This window comes from Planctobacterium sp. AWM4_229, assembly GCF_056160305.1.
In genome coordinates this window covers 68,339-85,610 of record NZ_JBSWWX010000007.1, presented here as the reverse complement: position 1 = coordinate 85,610, position 17,272 = coordinate 68,339, and the positions used below count along the sequence as shown (strand labels likewise).

The following is a 17,272-nucleotide window of genomic DNA, read 5'->3' as shown; positions in this document are numbered from 1 at the left end:
CAAATATTTGTTGGACTTGGTATTAGACTCGGCTTGCGATCTTGGTTCCCTGAACAGGGGCATATTTTTGACAAAGTTTTCTGATGGCGATGGCACCAACGACACCAGGTGTGATCCAAAATAACAAGCGCCATTCACCGGCATTTTCAAAAATGGTCCTGCCGCCAAACGCCAGAAATGCCGTGTATGCGCCAATAGCAGTACCAAGTTGTGCGCTAATGTGCTCCCGCAGCCAGGTATTGCCAATGGTTTCATCCGATAAACAGTATTTAATATTAGATAGCCCCGTAACCATGCCCAGAACTGCAAACACCATGGGAAGAGTCATTGACTCCTGCCAACCAAGGTAAAAAAGCACCGGACCTGTGGCCGCCAAAAGGGCGTTGCTGGCAATGTGAGACCTGGCACGCAACAGGATTTTATTGTTTTTGCTTTTAAGGGTGGTTTCACCGTGTCTTAGTCCGCAATAAACCAACAGGCTAAGATAGAGAAGTAAGCTGTAAAACACCCTCATTCGATCAACAAATAGTTGTTCGTTTGCCGGGTTGGACAATCTGTGACCGTGTATCATCATTGGATCTATCAGTACTAACAATGCCATGATTGCCCCAGACAAAGACACAAGGTACATGGCGTTGTTGTAGTAGCGCCCAAATTTTCTGTGATTGAGGCGTCCTTTTTCAACTGTAAGGGGTATCCAGACCAGCATTAAGGCCATGCTACCAACCAGTATGTGCAGATAAAATGTCAAAGTATGAAGGGTCAACATATCAGTCTCCGATGAAATAACGGAGATCATCATAAGATTTATCAGTGCATCGCATCAGTGCCAAAGGTCACGATTTTAAAAAATGACTTTTGGCCTATATCGTTGTACGCAATTTCGAGGCAGAATGAGCGCATGAAAGATTTTTTTGAAAAGTTTGGCGCAGTCAGATTGATTGGCCATATCACCATTTTAACCGTGGCTTTGGTGGCGATTTATCTTGCAATTAGTAGAGTGCCTGCCGATTGGCCTCAAGTTGTTGTGGCTGCTTTGTTGTTTGCCGGATTTCTGGGAATAGAGTGGTTAACCACGGAACGCGAGGCAGACTTAAGCGACATAACATTTCTGTGGGCTATTGCGCTACAGTTGTTGCTGCTTTTCGCCCTGTTTTTTACTTTGCCTTATACCTTTATCGCCATTTTGTTAGGAATCTGGTGCGGCAACTTGCTGCATTTTTTGAGCCTTGGCAAAGCACTGGCGACAACGCCGATATTGATGTTTGTGTTTTATGGGATTTTTACATGGCATTGGCAATATGAGTATATGGCGATTTCATCAGCTTTGTACTGGATGCTCTGCTTGTTTACCGTCACCACAGTAAACTCCTGGATTCAGGAAAGTATTGCCAAAGAGGCTAGTGAGCAATTAAACCGCGAACTAATGGCTGCCCAAAGTTTGTTAAAAGAGGCTACTCGCCAATCTGAGCGGGTGAGAATGGCGCGAGATATCCACGATTTGGTGGGGCATCATCTGACGGCCTTAACCATTAATTTGCAAGTCGCCATGCACCAAAGCGAAGGGGCCGCCAAACAACAAGTCGAAAAGAGTTATGCGATTGCTAAATTATTGTTGTCTGATGTTCGAGAGGCGGTTACGGAGATTCGGGAAAAATCTAAAATTGAACTGCGAGAAGCGTTAGAGGCTCTGGTTAAAGAGGTACCCAGGCTGAAAGTTAATCTGACCTTAGATGATAACCTGGATATTAATGATGTTGAGCTTGCGGATACTATTTTGCGTTGTGTTCAGGAAAGTCTAACCAATACGCTTAAGCACAGCCGTGCTGATCAGTTTGAAATCCACTTATTCAGAGAAAAGGACAGTTTGCAACTAGCGATGCAAGACAATGGTCAGCCAGATGTTGAGATAAAACCAGGCAATGGGCTGGCAGGTATGAAAGAGCGCATAATGGCCTTGGGCGGTAAAATTCAATTTAGTGCCACCGAGCAGGGGTTTAGTACTGTGGTTAGATTTCAGGGGGCGTTGTGAGCTTAGGCGTTTTACTGGTAGATGATCAAACGTTGGTGCGCCAGGGCATTCACAGTTTGTTAGCTTTATCTGATGAGGTTCAGGTTGTGGCGCAGGCTGAAGATGGCTCTCAGGTCGTTGATAAGGTAAAACAGCATACACCGGATGTTATTTTAATGGATATCCGTATGCCCAAAATGAACGGCATTGAAGCGGTGAAAGCGTTAGTGGCAGAAGACATCGCCACACCGGTATTGATGCTGACGACTTTCGATGACCATCAGCTTGTGCTGGATGCCATCCAGGCAGGAGCTAAGGGGTATTTACTCAAGGATGTTTCGCTGGAGCATCTGGTATCGGGCATTAAAGATGTCGCCGAGGGAAAAACCCTGATTCAGCCCGGCATTACTGAAAAAGTATTACAGGGCCTGCAAGGTATGGAAACAGAATTCGAGAGTTTTGATGAGCCGGAGCCGTTGACAGAAAAAGAGCAGGAAATATTACGTTTGATGGCTGCCGGATACAGTAATCGAGAGATTTCAGAAGCGATGCACAAATCCCAAGGCACGGTGAAAAATCAGGTGTCTGCCATCTTAGCGAAAATGGGGGTGCGAGACCGCACTCGTGCAGTGCTTAAAGCCATTGAACGCGGCATAATTTAGCATCATTGGCATAAGACTAATGTATAATTCGACTTGCCTTGCTCTGATTGAAAACTTGCCCTAGCATAGTCGGCTGCGGAAATCTTTGACTAGCGGTACAAGACTTGGCATTTTTTGATCTGAAAATTCGAATCATCGACCCCTCATTACAAAATCGCAATATGTTCAAAGATATCCTGACCCAAATAGGTCAGCCAGATGTCTTATTGCAATCTGATGCCAGGCAACTTTTCAACCGTGATAAATCACTGCCCTGTGACTTGGTATTTATCAATGCTGATGTCGGATATGGGCTATCTGCGCCCGATATTATTCGCTTTCTTACGCGTGACCATTTAGTGCCCAACTGGTGTAAATTCGTCATTGTCAGCGAAGATGACAGTTACGGACTTTCGGCCCCAATATTTCGTTATTTACAAACCGAAATCATTCATTTACCGGTGAATTTTCAGACTATGCGCTATCTTATCTATCGCGCAATTACTTCCCTGAAATTGTTTAAACCGATATTGTCGAGATTGCACAAGTTGGCGCCCGCTGAACTGGTGAAGCAGGTGGCTGAAATTAAACCAAAATACAAAGACCCTATCGTAGACGATGAATTGCTGGTGATGAAGTTGCAATTGCTAATGCAAGCAAAACAACCGGAGTTAGCCCTTAAATTAGCTGATAAGATCCGCGACCCGGCTTGCCGCTTTAGAGAACTGGCCTATATCAACACGGTGACCGGGCAGGAAGATGCCATCAGGGAGTTGTGCGCAGAGGCGGAACGCAAGCAGCAGTTTTTGTTTGGCCGCGTTTATCTGATGACCTATCTGAGTGTATCTGAACGCAATTATCGCAACGCACTGCGGCACTTTCAGAAACTGCCCACCGAGAAATTGCGCGGCAATGATGCCCAAACTTATGCATTGTTACTACAGCAAGCCGAAGGATTACAAAAAGCCCTTTCTTTTATCAATGGGCGTTTGAGCCGCGCATCCAGAACTTCCATGCTATACAGCAATCTCGTCGCTACCAAAACCAAGTTGTATTTCGTTGCGTTGGCAACGGGCAATCTGGACAGCCTGTCAAAACCCGATATTTATATGATGATTCAAGAGTTGGCTGACCATCGGATATGGCAAAAGGGCGAGTATAAGTACTCCGTTTACGCGCCATTTCTTGAGTTAGGTATGGCGTTACATGAGGGGAAAGCGGTAGCAGAAGAGCTGTTTGAACTGCTCTATGTGCAACTGAAAAAGCTGGATATTTCCCAGCTCAATGTTTTGTTATTCGCAGCCAATAAATTAGAGAAACACAACGCCTCCAGAGAAATCCATGAACGGCTGGAGCAAGTAATGGCCAAAGTTGAAGTGTCTCCCGAGCTGCTCTCCTTTTTGATATTAAATGATGTGGTTCTGACCACTTCCATGACACCAGAACGACTTAAGTTTCGACTTGAGTATTTGGGCTTGAATCACTGGCAAAGTGGTCGCCATTATCGAGCACTGGTCAGATTTAAAGATCTATTGAGCCAATACGATGAGACACCAGAAACCGAGCAGCAAATGCGCCGCCTGATCAAAGAATCAGGACTCACTCGATACTGGCGCTACCTGGCGGCCTGAGGATTGGGTCCTCACACCATCAAATGTCCCCAAAGCCTGCTTGTAAGATGGCAAGGGCCGCCAACGCTGCCGTTTCAGTACGCAGAATTCTTGGACCCATAAGTACTTCTTCGTACCCGAATTCTCGCGCTTGATAGATTTCAGCATCCGACAATCCGCCCTCGGGGCCGATTAACAGCCTAACACCTTCAGCGGGCAGGCGCAGTTGATTGAGGCGTTGACTGGCTTGCGGATGTAGCATCAAGCGCAACTGATTTGTGGACTGCTGCACCCAGGTTTGGAAGCTGACGGGCTGGTGTAAAGTGGGCAAGGTGTTGCGACCACATTGCTCGCAGGCAGAAATGATAATTTTTTGCCAGTGCTGTATCTTCTTTTGCCAGCGTTCTTCGTTGAGTTTCACCGGGCAGCGTTCGGTAATGATGGGGGTGATGTCGGTAACACCCAGTTCTACCGATTTTTGCATCACTAAATCCATGCGCTCGCCTTTGGATACACCTTGTGCCAGATGCGTGCTCAGCGGCGACTCTACACTGATCCCCAGCTTTGCTGATACAGCTACTGTTGTGGCTCTTTTGCTGGTTTCCACAATTTCGCCACTGTATTCGTTGCCATCGCCATTGAACATGACTACCGGGTGTCCGGGCTTCAGACGTAAAACGGTGCTAATGTGAATTGCTGAATCTTTTGGTAACGCAATTTGAGTGTCGGTTTGTAAAGTGTCGGGGTAATATATTCTGGGTATACGCATGTAAATCTGGAATGTCTGTTTTGGCTAGTTTATTGAATTTACCCCTGCAGATAAATGCTTATCTTCAAAAAGGAGCTGTTGAGTGTCGACAATAATCGAAGTTACTAATTTGACGAAATCCTTCAAAGGTGTAAAAGCCGTGGATGAGATTTCTTTTGCTGTTAACAGAGGTCAATGCTTTGGATTATTGGGTCCAAATGGAGCTGGAAAATCCACCACGATTGAAATGATGGAAGGCATCAGCAGCCCCGATTCTGGTGAGATATTATTTGAAGGCAAGCCTTTAAACCGGGAGTCATTAAAGCGTATCGGTATTCAATTTCAAAACACCGCACTGCAGGATTATTTAACTACCCTGGAGACGGTACGCCTGTTTCGCAGCTTTTATGATCAGGGACTGGATGAGCAAGAGATCATTGCTTTGTGCCAGTTACAGGATTTTTTGCATCAAGATCACCGAAAATTATCTGGCGGTCAACGTCAGAGATTGTTGTTGGGACTGGCGTTGGTAAACGATCCAGATATTCTATTCCTGGATGAGCCAACCACGGGACTCGACCCACATGCCAGAAGAAATTTTTGGGACTTGATCAGAACCATTAAAGGCAAAGGAAAAACGGTAGTTTTAACCACCCATTACATGGATGAAGCCGAATTCTTGTGTGACCATATCGAACTGATGGATAAAGGCAAAATCATCGAGAGAGGGCATCCCGGTGTGTTGTTGCAGCGGCATTTTTCCGGGGCATTAATTCGCATCCCGATGCAGCCGCTAACGGGTGAAGTGCAGACACAGTTACAGCCTAAAGAAAATCATGAGTTCTGGGATATCAGCACCCAAAATGTGGAACAGGCATTGGCTTTACTGGTGCAATCACACGTTTCACTGGAGGGCTTACATGTCAAATCTGCCAATCTGGACGATTTGTTTTTAAAGCTCACCGGACAACAATTAGGAGAAGGCGCATGAGCAATAGAATAACAGCCATGTGGACGCGTTTTTACGCTTTGTTCAAGGCGCGTAATCTGGAGTTTTTTCGAGACAAATCCTCTCTTAGCTGGAATATCGCGTTTCCGGTGCTCATCCTGGTGGGCTTTTCATTCATTTTCAATGATCAGGATAACTACCAGTTCAAGGTGGGAGTATTACAGCAAGATGCCTCCCAGGTGTCGCAAGCACAGAGCGAGGCGTTTCTGCAACTCAAACACATTGAATTTGTACCCTATACTGAAACTGCGCAAGCCATTGAAAGTGTGCGCAAACACAAAATTGACTTATTTGTGGCGCCTCAGCAGAAACGTTATTGGGTAAATGAGACATCTCCAAAGGGCTACACGGTAGAACAATTACTACTGGGAAATAGTGTTGGTTATGAACGACTGACGATTGAAGGTCGAGCCATTCGCTATCTGGATTGGGTGGTGCCCGGTATATTGGGTATGAATATGATGTTCAGCTGTTTGTTTGGTGTGGGATACGTTATTGTGCGTTACCGCAAAGCGTCGGTGTTAAAGCGTCTGAAAGCAACGCCATTGAAACCCATTGAATTTATTCTGGCTCAGGTAATCTCCAGGCTATTCATTGTGGTTTGCATGTCCGCTGGTGTGTTCCTGGCCACGGACTGGATGTTTGATTTTTACATGTTGGGTTCATTGTTCGATTTGCTGGTGATTGCCATACTCGGTGCCCTTTGCATGATTTCGTTAGGCTTGCTGGTGGCGAGTCGCAGTCGCAGTGAAGAACTCACCGGTGGATTATTAAATCTGGTCACCTGGCCCATGATGATTCTATCTGGTGTTTGGTTTTCGTTAGAAGGTGCGCCCCAGTGGCTGCAATCCATCGCACAGTTACTACCTCTTACACATATAGTGGATGGTGCGCGCAGCATCATGACGGACGGTACCAGTTTATGGGAGTTAAACACCTCGCTTGTGAGTTTGTTGCTGATGACGGCGGTGTTTTTGTGTTTGAGTGCTTTACTATTTAGATGGGAAGGGGACGGGCGTTAGCCCGTCCCAAGACATTAGCTGATCGGACAGTTGGCTTTTTCGGGCGCCAATTTGTATAGCACTTCAGCATTAGCCATATTTTGTTCTAGTTGTTTGATACGGGTAGTCGGGGCAGGGTGAGTGGATAAAAACTCCATCGGACGCTCGCCGCCTGAGGCTTTATCCATATTTTCCCAAAGTTTCACCGATTCGGTGGGTTTAAAACCGGCTTTTGCCATTAAATCCAAACCGATATAGTCAGCTTCGGATTCGTGGGTGCGGCTAAATGGCAATTGCAGGCCTACCTGTACGCCTAACCCTATCGCTGCCATTATTTCCTGGTTATGAGCCACTTGATTGTTGGACAGTAACTGATTGGTCACTTCCATACCCACTCCCACTAAGGTGCTTTGCGACATTCTCTCGTTGCCGTGTTCAGCGATAACATGGCCCACTTCGTGTCCGATGATTGCGGCCAGTTGATGTTGATTTTCAGCGACTTTGAGAATACCTGTATAAATGCCAATTTTTCCGCCAGGCAGGGCAAATGCATTGATTTGCTCATCATCAAAAACCACCACTTCCCATTCGCCAGGAAAGGTTTCTTTAGGAACCTGCGCTATGATTTTGTCGGCGACACAATTCACATAACTATTTCGCACGGACTCTTTAGCGATCTTGGCATCGGCCTTGAGAGTGGCAAACGCCTGGCTTCCCATTTGGTTTATTTGCGCTGATGAATACAATTTAATCGTGTTGCGACCGGTAGGGGACTTGGCGCAAGAAAACAGAACACTGCTGATGAGGATTGCTGTTGCGAGTTTTTTGAAAGACATAATTTGGCTCCATGCACATAGGGTTTAGTAATAATACCAATACCAACAAGCATTTGCACACTCAGCGCAGCCTCAGGGACATTAGTTCGAGGCGTGCGAATGAAAGAATACTGGTGGTCTTGTGAACTTCGCACAACAAAGAAATAATGTTTCTGAGGCGCGTCTTCTATGGGGCTGAAAAGCATTTATACGGTGTTGGATGTTTTTGATTTAGGCCCACTAAACCTTCAAACATCCGCCTTGTCCAAATGCTTTTCATCTCCCACTGAGAGGGAAAATGTTTATTGGAATTGGTATAAACCCAGAGTTTAACATTCACCTCAAATAAAAAAGGCTCCATTTCGGAGCCTCTCAAATGCTATTTCGTTTTACAGTCCTGCGGCACTGCGCAACTCTTCGGCTTTGTCTGTGGCCTCCCAAGGGAAGCTGTCTCTGCCAAAGTGACCATAAGCGGCTGTCGCTTGATAAATCGGTTGCTCCAGATCCAGCATTTTAATCAAGCCATAAGGGCGCAAATCAAAATGGGCTTTTATCAGTTCGGTAAGCTTGTCATCAGCGATTTTGCCGGTACCAAAAGTATCAATACTGATGGACGTAGGTTCAGCAACACCGATAGCGTAAGAAACCTGAATCTCACATTTATCAGCAAGACCTGCTGCAACGATGTTTTTGGCGACATATCGACCCGCATAAGCTGCAGAGCGGTCTACCTTAGATGGATCTTTACCAGAGAAGGCACCACCGCCATGGCGTGCCATACCACCGTAGGTATCGACAATAATTTTACGGCCCGTAAGGCCACAGTCGCCCATCGGACCGCCGATTACAAAACGACCGGTGGGGTTGATAAAATATTTGGTGTCAGCGTTCAGCCACTCAGCGGGTAAAACCGGCTTGATGATTTCTTCCATCACCGCTTCTTGCAAGTCTTTCAGGTTTACAGCTTCGCTGTGCTGAGTAGACAATACCACAGCGTCGATACCTACTGGCTTGCCATTTTCGTAAGCAAAAGTCACCTGACTCTTAGCATCCGGGCGCAGCCAGGGAAGGACTTTGTTTTTACGCACTTCTGATTGCTTTTTCACCAGTCGGTGTGCGTAAGTGATGGGGGCAGGCATCAATACATCGGTTTCATTGCTGGCATAGCCAAACATCAAACCCTGGTCACCGGCGCCTTGGTCTTCTGGTCGCGTACGGTCAACACCTTGGTTGATATCGGGAGATTGTTTGCCGATGGTATTCATCACGGCGCAGCTATCGGCGTCAAAGCCCATATCTGAGTGAATATAGCCAATTTCGCGCACTGTTTTACGAGTGAGTTCTTCGATATCAACCCATGCTGATGTGGTTACTTCGCCGCCTACCATGACCATACCGGTTTTTACGTAGGTTTCACACGCCACTCGGGCTTTAGGATCTTGTTTTAATATCGCATCCAATACCGCGTCTGAAATTTGATCCGCGATCTTATCCGGATGACCTTCAGAGACGGACTCTGAGGTGAAAAGGTGTCTGGTCATAGGGATTCCTGATTCTGTCGTTAATGTTTCTATCTATGAACGTTGCATAGTGTAATGGAAAATAAGAAAAAAGCCATTATTTACTTCTAGACGTCTAAATGTCTATATTTAAGGTTTTGATTTTTATGCCTTTATTTATTAAAAAAGTTTTGTATTTCTTTTTAAGACAAAAAAATGGCATCAATTTGGTTACGTTAAACGGTATCAATTGGCTCATTTTTACTTTCAAATTAGCTTCACTGTCGCATTTATTTCCCGAACTAGAAATAAAAGTAATATGGAAAACGGAATTGATAGGGGATTATGATTGCATCACACAAGCGCCTAAGCCAGAATATGCATCCGAAACCGCTGCGTAAGCGGTAATATACCTTGCAAACAGGAGCAACAATGCCAACGCGTAGAGAATTAGCCAATGCCATTCGTGCATTGAGTATGGACGCCGTACAACAGGCGAAATCAGGTCATCCAGGTGCCCCAATGGGTATGGCGGATATCGCCCAGGTACTATGGGGAGATTATTTGCAGCACAATCCTGCGAATCCAGACTGGGCCAACAGAGACCGATTTGTGCTGTCAAACGGCCATGGTTCAATGCTTATCTATTCGTTGTTACACCTGACTGGCTACGATCTTCCTATTGAAGAGCTTAAAAATTTCCGTCAGCTGCATTCCAAAACACCGGGACATCCTGAGTATGGTTACGCGCCCGGAATTGAAACTACCACTGGTCCACTAGGACAGGGTATAACCAACGCCGTGGGTATGGCGATTGCCGAAAAAGTGCTGGCTGCACAATTTAATCGCCAAGACCACGATATTATTGATCACAATACTTATGTGTTTTTAGGTGACGGGTGCCTCATGGAAGGCATCTCGCACGAAGCTTGTTCATTGGCCGGCACATTGGGCTTGGGCAAATTGGTTGCTTTTTGGGATGACAACGGCATCTCTATCGATGGTGAAGTCGAAGGCTGGTTTACCGATGATACACCGGCTCGCTTTGAGGCCTACGGTTGGCACGTTGTGCGCGGTGTTGATGGCCACGATCCAGAGCAAATTAGTGCGGCAATTGATGCGGCAAAAGCGGAATCAAACAAGCCTACCTTAATTTGTTGTAAAACCATTATCGGTTTTGGTTCGCCCAACAAAGAAGGACAAGAGTCTTGTCACGGTGCGCCACTTGGTGATGATGAAATCGCATTAACGCGCAAGCGCTTAGATTGGGATGCGCCAGCCTTTGAAATTCCTGCGGATATCGCCGAGCAGTGGAATGCCACTGAGCAAGGCAAAGAAAAAGAAGCCGCCTGGAATGACAAGTTCGCCGCTTATGAAGCCGCATATCCAGAATTAGCCAAAGAACTGCAGCGTCGTTTAAATAACGAGTTACCGGCGGATTGGCAAGAGCAGGCTGATGCTTACATTGCCGATTTGCAGGCAAACCCTGCTACCATCGCAAGTCGTAAAGCTTCGCAAAATGCCTTAAATGCTTATGGTCCAATTTTACCTGAGTTGTTAGGTGGCTCCGCTGACCTGGCAGGCTCTAACCTGACAATCTGGTCAGGCAGCAAGGGTGTTAGTGCAGACGATGCCAGTGGTAACTATTTGTACTACGGTGTGCGTGAATTCGGTATGTCGGCCATTATGAATGGTATTGCTTTGCACGGTGGCTTTAAACCTTATGGTGCAACATTCTTGATGTTTATGGAATATGCCCGTAATGCTGTGCGTATGGCGGCATTAATGAAGGTACCTGCGATTTTCGTTTACACCCATGATTCTATTGGCTTGGGTGAAGATGGTCCTACTCACCAACCTGTTGAGCAACTGGCTTCAATGCGTTTGACTCCTAACTTGATGAACTGGCGTCCCTGTGACCAGGTTGAGTCTGCGGTTGCCTGGAAGGCTGCGATTGAGCGTCAGGATGGCCCAAGCTCGCTTATCTTCAGCCGTCAAGGCTTGACTCAGATGGAGCGTACACCAGAACAAGTGGCAGCTATCGCTAAAGGCGGTTATGTGTTGCAAGACTGTGCTGGTACGCCAGACGTAATCTTACTGGCAACGGGCTCTGAAGTTGAATTGACGGTTAATGCTGCCAATGCACTTGCTGAAAGCGGTACTAAAGTACGCGTTGTTTCGATGCCATCTACGGATGTATTCCTTGCGCAAGACGCTGCTTATCAAGAATCAGTATTACCTGCTGCGGTTGCTAAGCGCGTCGCCGTAGAAGCGGGAATTAAAGATTACTGGTATCGCTTTGTTGGCTTGAACGGCAGAGTTGTTGGTATGGATACTTTTGGTGAATCGGCACCTGCCGGTGAGCTGTTTAAACATTTCAATATTACCAGCGAAGCTGTTGTCACCGCCGCACAAGAAATTCTGTAAGGCATTTAATATAGCCAGATAATCATAGAAAGCAGGTCCTCGGGCCTGCTTTTTTATTGCAAATAAGGTAGACTTGCCCCGTTTTTTAAAGGGGTAGTTCAGGAATCGAAATGATACGAGTGGCCATAAATGGTTTTGGTCGAGTAGGCAGAAACGTACTAAGGGCACTTTATGAGTCAGGGCGGGATGCCATCATCGAAGTTGTTGCCATTAATGAACTGGCTGAACCAGAAGGTATTGCCCATCTTTTAAAGTATGATACCTCCCACGGTAGATTCAAATTTCCCGTTACGTTGCACAATCGCACCCTCAACGTAGCTGGTAAAGATATCCAGTTGCTGAATTCAGCTAATATAGAAAACCTGCCCTGGCGTGAGCTCAATGTCGATCTGGTACTGGAATGTACCGGTGAGTTTGGCGAGCGAGAGGATGGCGAAAAACACCTTGCCGCGGGTGCTAAAAAAGTCTTGTTTTCCCAGCCGTGTAAAGCCGATATGGATGCCACCGTTATTTTCGGTATCAATGATCACCTGTTAGAAAAAGAACATCGCATCGTATCCAATGGTTCTTGTACTACCAATTGTATTGTCCCGGTAATACAGGTGTTAGATGATCATTTTGGGGTGGAAAGTGGCACCATAACCACCATTCATTCTTCCATGCATGATCAACAGGTAATAGATGCTTATCATCCGGATTTACGCCGTACTCGGGCTGCCTCACAGTCTATTATTCCCGTTGATACCAAGTTGGCTTTGGGGGTTGAGCGTATCTTGCCTAAATTTGCCGGACGCTTCGAGGCGATTGCTGTGCGTGTGCCTACCATTAACGTCACCGCCATGGATTTAAGTGTAACCCTGAGTCAGGAAGTAAGCATCAAAACCGTTAATGACGCTTTGGAATCTGCTCGCATTGGTCGCTTAGAAGGGATATTGTCTTACACCGAAGAACCTCTGGTGTCCTGTGATTTTAATCACGATCCCCATTCCTGCATTGTAGATGGCTCTCAAACCCGAGTCAGTCATAAAAAGTTAGTGAAAACCTTGGTATGGTGTGACAACGAATGGGGCTTTGCTAATCGTATGCTGGATACCAGCCTGGCAATGATGCAATAGACGAATAACGAATAAATTTGAAAAGAAAACACAATATTTGGAGAAACCAGCATGTCCATAATTAAGATGACGGATCTTGATTTAACCGGAAAACGCGTTTTAATTCGCGAAGATTTGAACGTACCCGTTAAAGACGGCAAGGTAACATCTGATGCGCGTTTAAGAGCAGCCTTACCTACTATTAAGCACGCTTTAAATGCTGGCGCAAAGGTGATGGTCATGTCTCACCTGGGACGCCCTACTGAAGGACAATACGAAGAGGTATTCAGCTTACAGCCAGTGGTGGAGTATCTGTCAAATGCCTTGAGCAATGATGTTCGTCTGGAAAAAGACTACTTAAACGGTGTGGAAGTAGCACAAGGCGAATTGGTGGTACTGGAAAATGTGCGCTTCAATGTGGGCGAGAAAAAAGATGACGAAGCGCTCTCTAAACAATATGCAGCGCTGTGTGATATTTATGTGATGGATGCCTTCGGAACCGCCCACAGAGCCCAGGCGTCTACTCATGGTGCGGGTTTATACGCACCTGTAGCATGCGCAGGTCCTCTGTTGGCGGCTGAACTGGAAGCACTAGGTAAAGCATTGCACAATCCTGCAAAACCATTGTTGGCAATTGTCGGTGGCTCAAAAGTTTCTACTAAACTGACGGTGCTAGATTCGTTATCCAGTAAAGTGGATCAGCTTATCGTTGGCGGTGGTATCGCCAATACCTTTATTGCAGCTCAAGGTCACAATGTCGGCAAATCCTTATATGAAGCTGATCTTATTCCGGAAGCCAATCGCTTGTTAGAAAACGCTCAAGCCAATGGTGGTGATATTCCGGTACCGGTAGATGTTATCGTAGGTGATAAATTCGCAGAAGACGCGGCGGCGCACCTTAAAGATGTTGAGCAGGTGGAAGATGGCGATATGATCTTTGATATAGGCCCTGAAACCGCTGCGCGTCTGGCTGAGTTGATCAAGTCCGCAGGTACTATCGTTTGGAACGGTCCGGTGGGCGTTTTTGAGTTTGACCAGTTTGGTGAAGGCACTAAGGCGCTGTCGTTGGCAATCGCCAACAGTGATGCATTTTCTATCGCTGGTGGCGGTGATACGCTAGCGGCTGTAGACAAGTACAATATCGCCGATAAAATATCTTATATCTCAACGGGTGGAGGGGCGTTCCTGGAATTCCTTGAAGGCAAGGTTCTACCCGCCGTTGCGATGTTAGAAAAACGCGCTAGCTAAGCGCACTAAAAAAATAAACGGAAAAAATAATAAGAACAGGATATTTTCCACTGTAACCCTATGAGTCTGGCGGCGTTAGCACAGGCTCGCACTCAGGAGAAATTACGATGGCTTTACCAGCCAACGCTGAAATGTTGAAAAAAGTCAGTGACACTGACGGATTTATCGCAGCCCTTGATCAAAGTGGCGGAAGCACCCCTAAAGCGCTGTTGCAATACGGCGTTGCAGAAAGTGCTTACAGCAATGACGAGGAAATGTTTGACACGGTGCATGCTATGCGTACCCGTATCATTACCAGTCCTGCATTTACCGGTGATAAAGTGTTAGGCGCGATTTTGTTTGAGAATACCCTTGATCGTCAGATTGAAGGCAAAATGAGTGCAGCCTATTTGTGGGAAAATAAGCAAGTTGTTCCTTTTCTAAAAGTGGACAAAGGCTTAGCGGATGAAGCCAATGGCGTGCAGGTGATGAAACCTATGCCAGAACTGGATGCACTATTGGATAAAGCCGTTGCTCAAGGCGTTTTTGGTACCAAAATGCGTTCTGTTATCAAGCTGGCCAACCCACAAGGTATCGCTGATGTAGTGGCACAACAGTTTGAAGTAGCCAAACAAATCTGTGCTAAAGGCTTAGTGCCAATTGTTGAGCCAGAAGTGGATATTCACTCTCCAGAAAAAGCGCAAGCTGAAGCCATCATGCGCGATGAAATTCAGAAGCAATTGGATGGTTTGGCGGATGATGAATTGATCATGTTAAAGCTTACATTGCCCTCTGAAGATAATTTCTACAAGGTGCTGATGGAGCACAAAAACGTGGTTCGTGTAGTGGCGCTGTCGGGAGGTTATTCCCGCGATGATGCCAATGCCATTATCGCCCGCAATCAGGGCATGATTGCCAGTTTCTCTCGTGCTTTGGCACAAGGGTTATCAGCGCAACAATCTGATGCAGAATTTAATCAAATGTTGGGTGATTCCATCGAAGCGATTTTCGCCGCTTCTCGCACCTAAACATCTTGTTTTTATGTCGGCGGGTAGCTTTGTTGCCCGCTTCATGTTGTCGCTTTCATACTTTCTTCAAATAACTATTGAATACGTTTTCAGACGTCTAGACTTCCCATTTTGCTTCACTTAAAATGCTGCCCGCAAAAAAGGGTAGGCTATGAAAATAACAAATTTTGCTTTTACAATTTTTCTCAGTGTTTTATCTGGCTCAGTTTGCGCTTCAGGGGCCGTATCTGAAGAAGAGCAAAAAGACTTTACCTTAGAAGGCGAATTTGGCTCTATTTTTAGCGGCGGAAACACCCAGACCACCTCTTTTAAAGGCTCTTTACGTTCTCACCATGAAATGCAGGACTGGAGCAATGACTATGTGATCGAAGCACTTTATCGCCAGGACGACGTGATGTTAGTGGACGATGCCACGGGCGATGAGTATGAAGAAACACAAACCACGGCGCAGCGCTTTTTCATTTCCAGTCAGGCCAATTACAAACTGACCGATCCTGATAATAGACTATTCGCTTTTGCATCTTATGAAGATGCGCGCTTTAGCAGTTTCGAATATCAGGCCACGATCGCAGCAGGCTGGAGCAGTCAGTGGTTTAAAAAGCCGAACAGTCACTTTACCTACAGTATTGGTCCTGGGTATGCCTTCCAGGAGTTACAGGAAGGTGAAGATGCCAGTGGCATGATCTTACGTGGGCAACTGGATTATGGTTGGAAGATCTCTAAAAATGCCAATATCAAACAGATCCTCAGCACGGAAATAGGCTCCCTGAATACTAAGTCACGCTCCGAATCTTCGGTGTCAGCTAAGATAAATGGCTCAATGTCCATGAAGGTATCCGTTATTCTCAACCACAATACTGAGGTGGAAGAGGGAGCGGAGAACCTGGATACCGAAACCGCAGTGACTCTGGTATATAACTTTTTTTAACGTCTGAAAGCGGTTAACCGGATGTTTCTGGGGGTCAGGCTGCGCTCACAAAACTCCTGCAGTTCAACCTGAATATTATCTTGCTCCAGGTATAAGGCCAGGTCACAAACAAGCCACAATTCTAAAGCCCGTCTGAAGCCTTGGGCGGCCAACCCTAAGCGGCGGGACTGTTGATAACGAGCGCTAGCTTGACGCTGCAATTCTGTATAGTTTACGTCTGCTGGTAGAGTCAGTCCTTTGTAATGTGCCATTAGTTGCACTAGCTCTTTAATGGGCAAATTGGCTTTGCTTAACGCCAGAGATGGCGTTTGCCAATACTCATCAATGCCTCTCACTTGTCGCTGTAACATATCAAAAGCCAATCTGGCCGTTTGCAGTTTATGTCGCAGTATTTGCTCACGCTCTGGAGCTGTTACTGTCTCTTGCATGGCCAATTTAACAAGTGCCGGAGTTAAGTTTAAGTTGTGCTCAATCCCCTGTGGGGAAAGGGGGGAATAATTATTCTTTAACCACTTTTCGTAGCAACAAGGCGCGAGCACTAACTTTGCCGAATCACTTTGCTTCCAGTCCGATAACAGTTTTCTATGCAGATCGCCACAGGCATGCAGTGCCATAACTTCCTGGTTACTGCTGAATTCAATATTATCGCTTAAGACATCAGTACAAATAAATTCGGCTTTTGTCTGGGACTTTTCAGCCAGTTTCAAACCTTCTTCGCAGAGTGTTGAGTTATACTCTATGGCTGTTAGTGGGGTATGTCTGATTAAAGCTGCAACTCTTCCAAGATGAGCTTTCCCCGCGCACCAATCCACCAGTTCGATGTTATTTGAGTTACATGGAAGCGTCTGGGGTGTAGCCAGAAAAGCGAGAATCTGTTGCCATTTTCTACCGGGAATACCCACTTCGGAGAACTTGGGTGGAGTAATTGTGCCGGAGTTTTTGGGTAGCTGAATGGCGGCCATAAGCGACTCGTATTCAGCCAGGTGGCTATGCAAAAATTCGTGCAGTTGCTCAGGTGAGTGCTCTAGTGTAAGCAGTTGTTCATCACTTAACTCAAGTAATGAATCGGCCAACTGCGGGTATTGCAAAGTCCATTGTGGCCTTTGATTTTTGAATGCAGAGGTGCGCCAAATCGGCGCAAATTTCTCAAGCGATGCGGTTAAGCTCTGAAAGCGGTGCTGATGCGATTGGCTCACAAGATAAGTATCATTAGTGCTTGATCAAAGTGATAAAT

Annotated in this window: 16 protein-coding genes; 11 read left to right on the top strand and 5 right to left on the bottom strand. The window is 46.1% G+C overall.

Annotated elements, in window-relative coordinates; all coding sequences use genetic code 11:
• Positions 1-22 precede the first annotated feature (22 nt).
• Positions 23-769, bottom strand: a complete 747-nt coding sequence (locus tag ACXAGP_RS16170) for a hypothetical protein (protein WP_475262602.1) — start codon at positions 767-769, stop codon at positions 23-25.
• 132 nt (positions 770-901) lie between these two features.
• Here ACXAGP_RS16170 and ACXAGP_RS16165 point away from each other — a divergent pair, with 132 nt between their 5' ends.
• From ACXAGP_RS16165 to ACXAGP_RS16155, 3 genes are all read left to right on the top strand, one after another.
• Positions 902-2,032, top strand: a complete 1,131-nt coding sequence (locus ACXAGP_RS16165) for a sensor histidine kinase (protein WP_475262601.1) — start codon at positions 902-904, stop codon at positions 2,030-2,032.
• Entirely contained in the window at positions 2,029-2,673 is a 645-nt protein-coding gene (locus tag ACXAGP_RS16160) for a response regulator transcription factor (protein ID WP_475262600.1), read from the top strand. Before ACXAGP_RS16165 ends, ACXAGP_RS16160 begins: the two co-directional genes overlap by 4 nt.
• A gap of 104 nt (positions 2,674-2,777) precedes the next feature.
• Positions 2,778-4,283, top strand: a complete 1,506-nt coding sequence (locus ACXAGP_RS16155) for a hypothetical protein (protein WP_475262599.1) — start codon at positions 2,778-2,780, stop codon at positions 4,281-4,283.
• Between the two features lie 19 nt (positions 4,284-4,302).
• Here the strand turns inward: ACXAGP_RS16155 and ACXAGP_RS16150 are convergent, their stop codons facing one another.
• Entirely contained in the window at positions 4,303-5,031 is a 729-nt protein-coding gene (locus ACXAGP_RS16150; protein WP_475262598.1) for a 16S rRNA (uracil(1498)-N(3))-methyltransferase, read from the bottom strand.
• 82 nt (positions 5,032-5,113) lie between these two features.
• Between ACXAGP_RS16150 and ACXAGP_RS16145 the strand changes: the two genes are divergently transcribed.
• Both ACXAGP_RS16145 and ACXAGP_RS16140 read left to right on the top strand, forming a co-directional pair.
• Complete coding sequence (locus tag ACXAGP_RS16145; protein WP_475262597.1) at positions 5,114-6,001, top strand: ABC transporter ATP-binding protein; 888 nt, start codon at positions 5,114-5,116, stop codon at positions 5,999-6,001.
• Positions 5,998-7,041, top strand: coding sequence for an ABC transporter permease (locus ACXAGP_RS16140; protein WP_475262596.1), 1,044 nt, complete (start codon positions 5,998-6,000; stop codon positions 7,039-7,041). The genes ACXAGP_RS16145 and ACXAGP_RS16140 overlap by 4 nt, the downstream gene beginning before the upstream one ends.
• Before the next feature lie 14 nt (positions 7,042-7,055).
• Here ACXAGP_RS16140 and ACXAGP_RS16135 read toward each other — a convergent pair whose 3' ends face one another.
• Complete coding sequence (locus tag ACXAGP_RS16135) at positions 7,056-7,856, bottom strand: M48 family metallopeptidase (RefSeq protein WP_475262595.1); 801 nt, start codon at positions 7,854-7,856, stop codon at positions 7,056-7,058.
• Between the two features lie 368 nt (positions 7,857-8,224).
• Positions 8,225-9,376 (bottom strand): methionine adenosyltransferase, encoded by a 1,152-nt coding sequence (metK, locus tag ACXAGP_RS16130; protein WP_475262594.1) that lies wholly within the window; start codon positions 9,374-9,376, stop codon positions 8,225-8,227.
• A gap of 98 nt (positions 9,377-9,474) precedes the next feature.
• Here metK and ACXAGP_RS16125 point away from each other — a divergent pair, with 98 nt between their 5' ends.
• The 6 genes from ACXAGP_RS16125 to ACXAGP_RS16100 all read left to right on the top strand — a co-directional run bounded on the left by ACXAGP_RS16125 (position 9,475) and on the right by ACXAGP_RS16100 (position 16,038).
• Complete coding sequence (locus ACXAGP_RS16125; RefSeq protein ID WP_475262593.1) at positions 9,475-9,735, top strand: hypothetical protein; 261 nt, start codon at positions 9,475-9,477, stop codon at positions 9,733-9,735.
• A 31-nt stretch (positions 9,736-9,766) separates the two neighbouring features.
• Positions 9,767-11,761 carry a transketolase gene (gene tkt / locus ACXAGP_RS16120; protein WP_475262592.1) on the top strand — a complete coding sequence of 665 codons (1,995 nt, stop codon included), beginning with the start codon at positions 9,767-9,769 and terminating at the stop codon, positions 11,759-11,761.
• 110 nt (positions 11,762-11,871) lie between these two features.
• A complete protein-coding gene (gene epd / locus ACXAGP_RS16115; RefSeq protein WP_475262591.1) occupies positions 11,872-12,876 on the top strand; it encodes an erythrose-4-phosphate dehydrogenase in 1,005 nt (334 codons plus the stop codon).
• A 51-nt stretch (positions 12,877-12,927) separates the two neighbouring features.
• Positions 12,928-14,103: a phosphoglycerate kinase gene (locus tag ACXAGP_RS16110; RefSeq protein ID WP_475262590.1), complete on the top strand. Its 1,176-nt coding sequence runs from the start codon at positions 12,928-12,930 to the stop codon at positions 14,101-14,103.
• 107 nt (positions 14,104-14,210) lie between these two features.
• Positions 14,211-15,110 carry a fructose bisphosphate aldolase gene (locus ACXAGP_RS16105; RefSeq protein ID WP_475262589.1) on the top strand — a complete coding sequence of 300 codons (900 nt, stop codon included), beginning with the start codon at positions 14,211-14,213 and terminating at the stop codon, positions 15,108-15,110.
• A 151-nt stretch (positions 15,111-15,261) separates the two neighbouring features.
• On the top strand, positions 15,262-16,038 hold the full coding sequence (locus ACXAGP_RS16100) for a DUF481 domain-containing protein (RefSeq protein ID WP_475262588.1): 777 nt from the start codon (positions 15,262-15,264) through the stop codon (positions 16,036-16,038).
• Here the strand turns inward: ACXAGP_RS16100 and ACXAGP_RS16095 are convergent.
• Entirely contained in the window at positions 16,035-17,234 is a 1,200-nt protein-coding gene (locus ACXAGP_RS16095) for a methyltransferase (RefSeq protein WP_475262587.1), read from the bottom strand. The genes ACXAGP_RS16100 and ACXAGP_RS16095 overlap by 4 nt on opposite strands.
• Between the last annotated feature and the right edge of the window lie 38 nt (positions 17,235-17,272).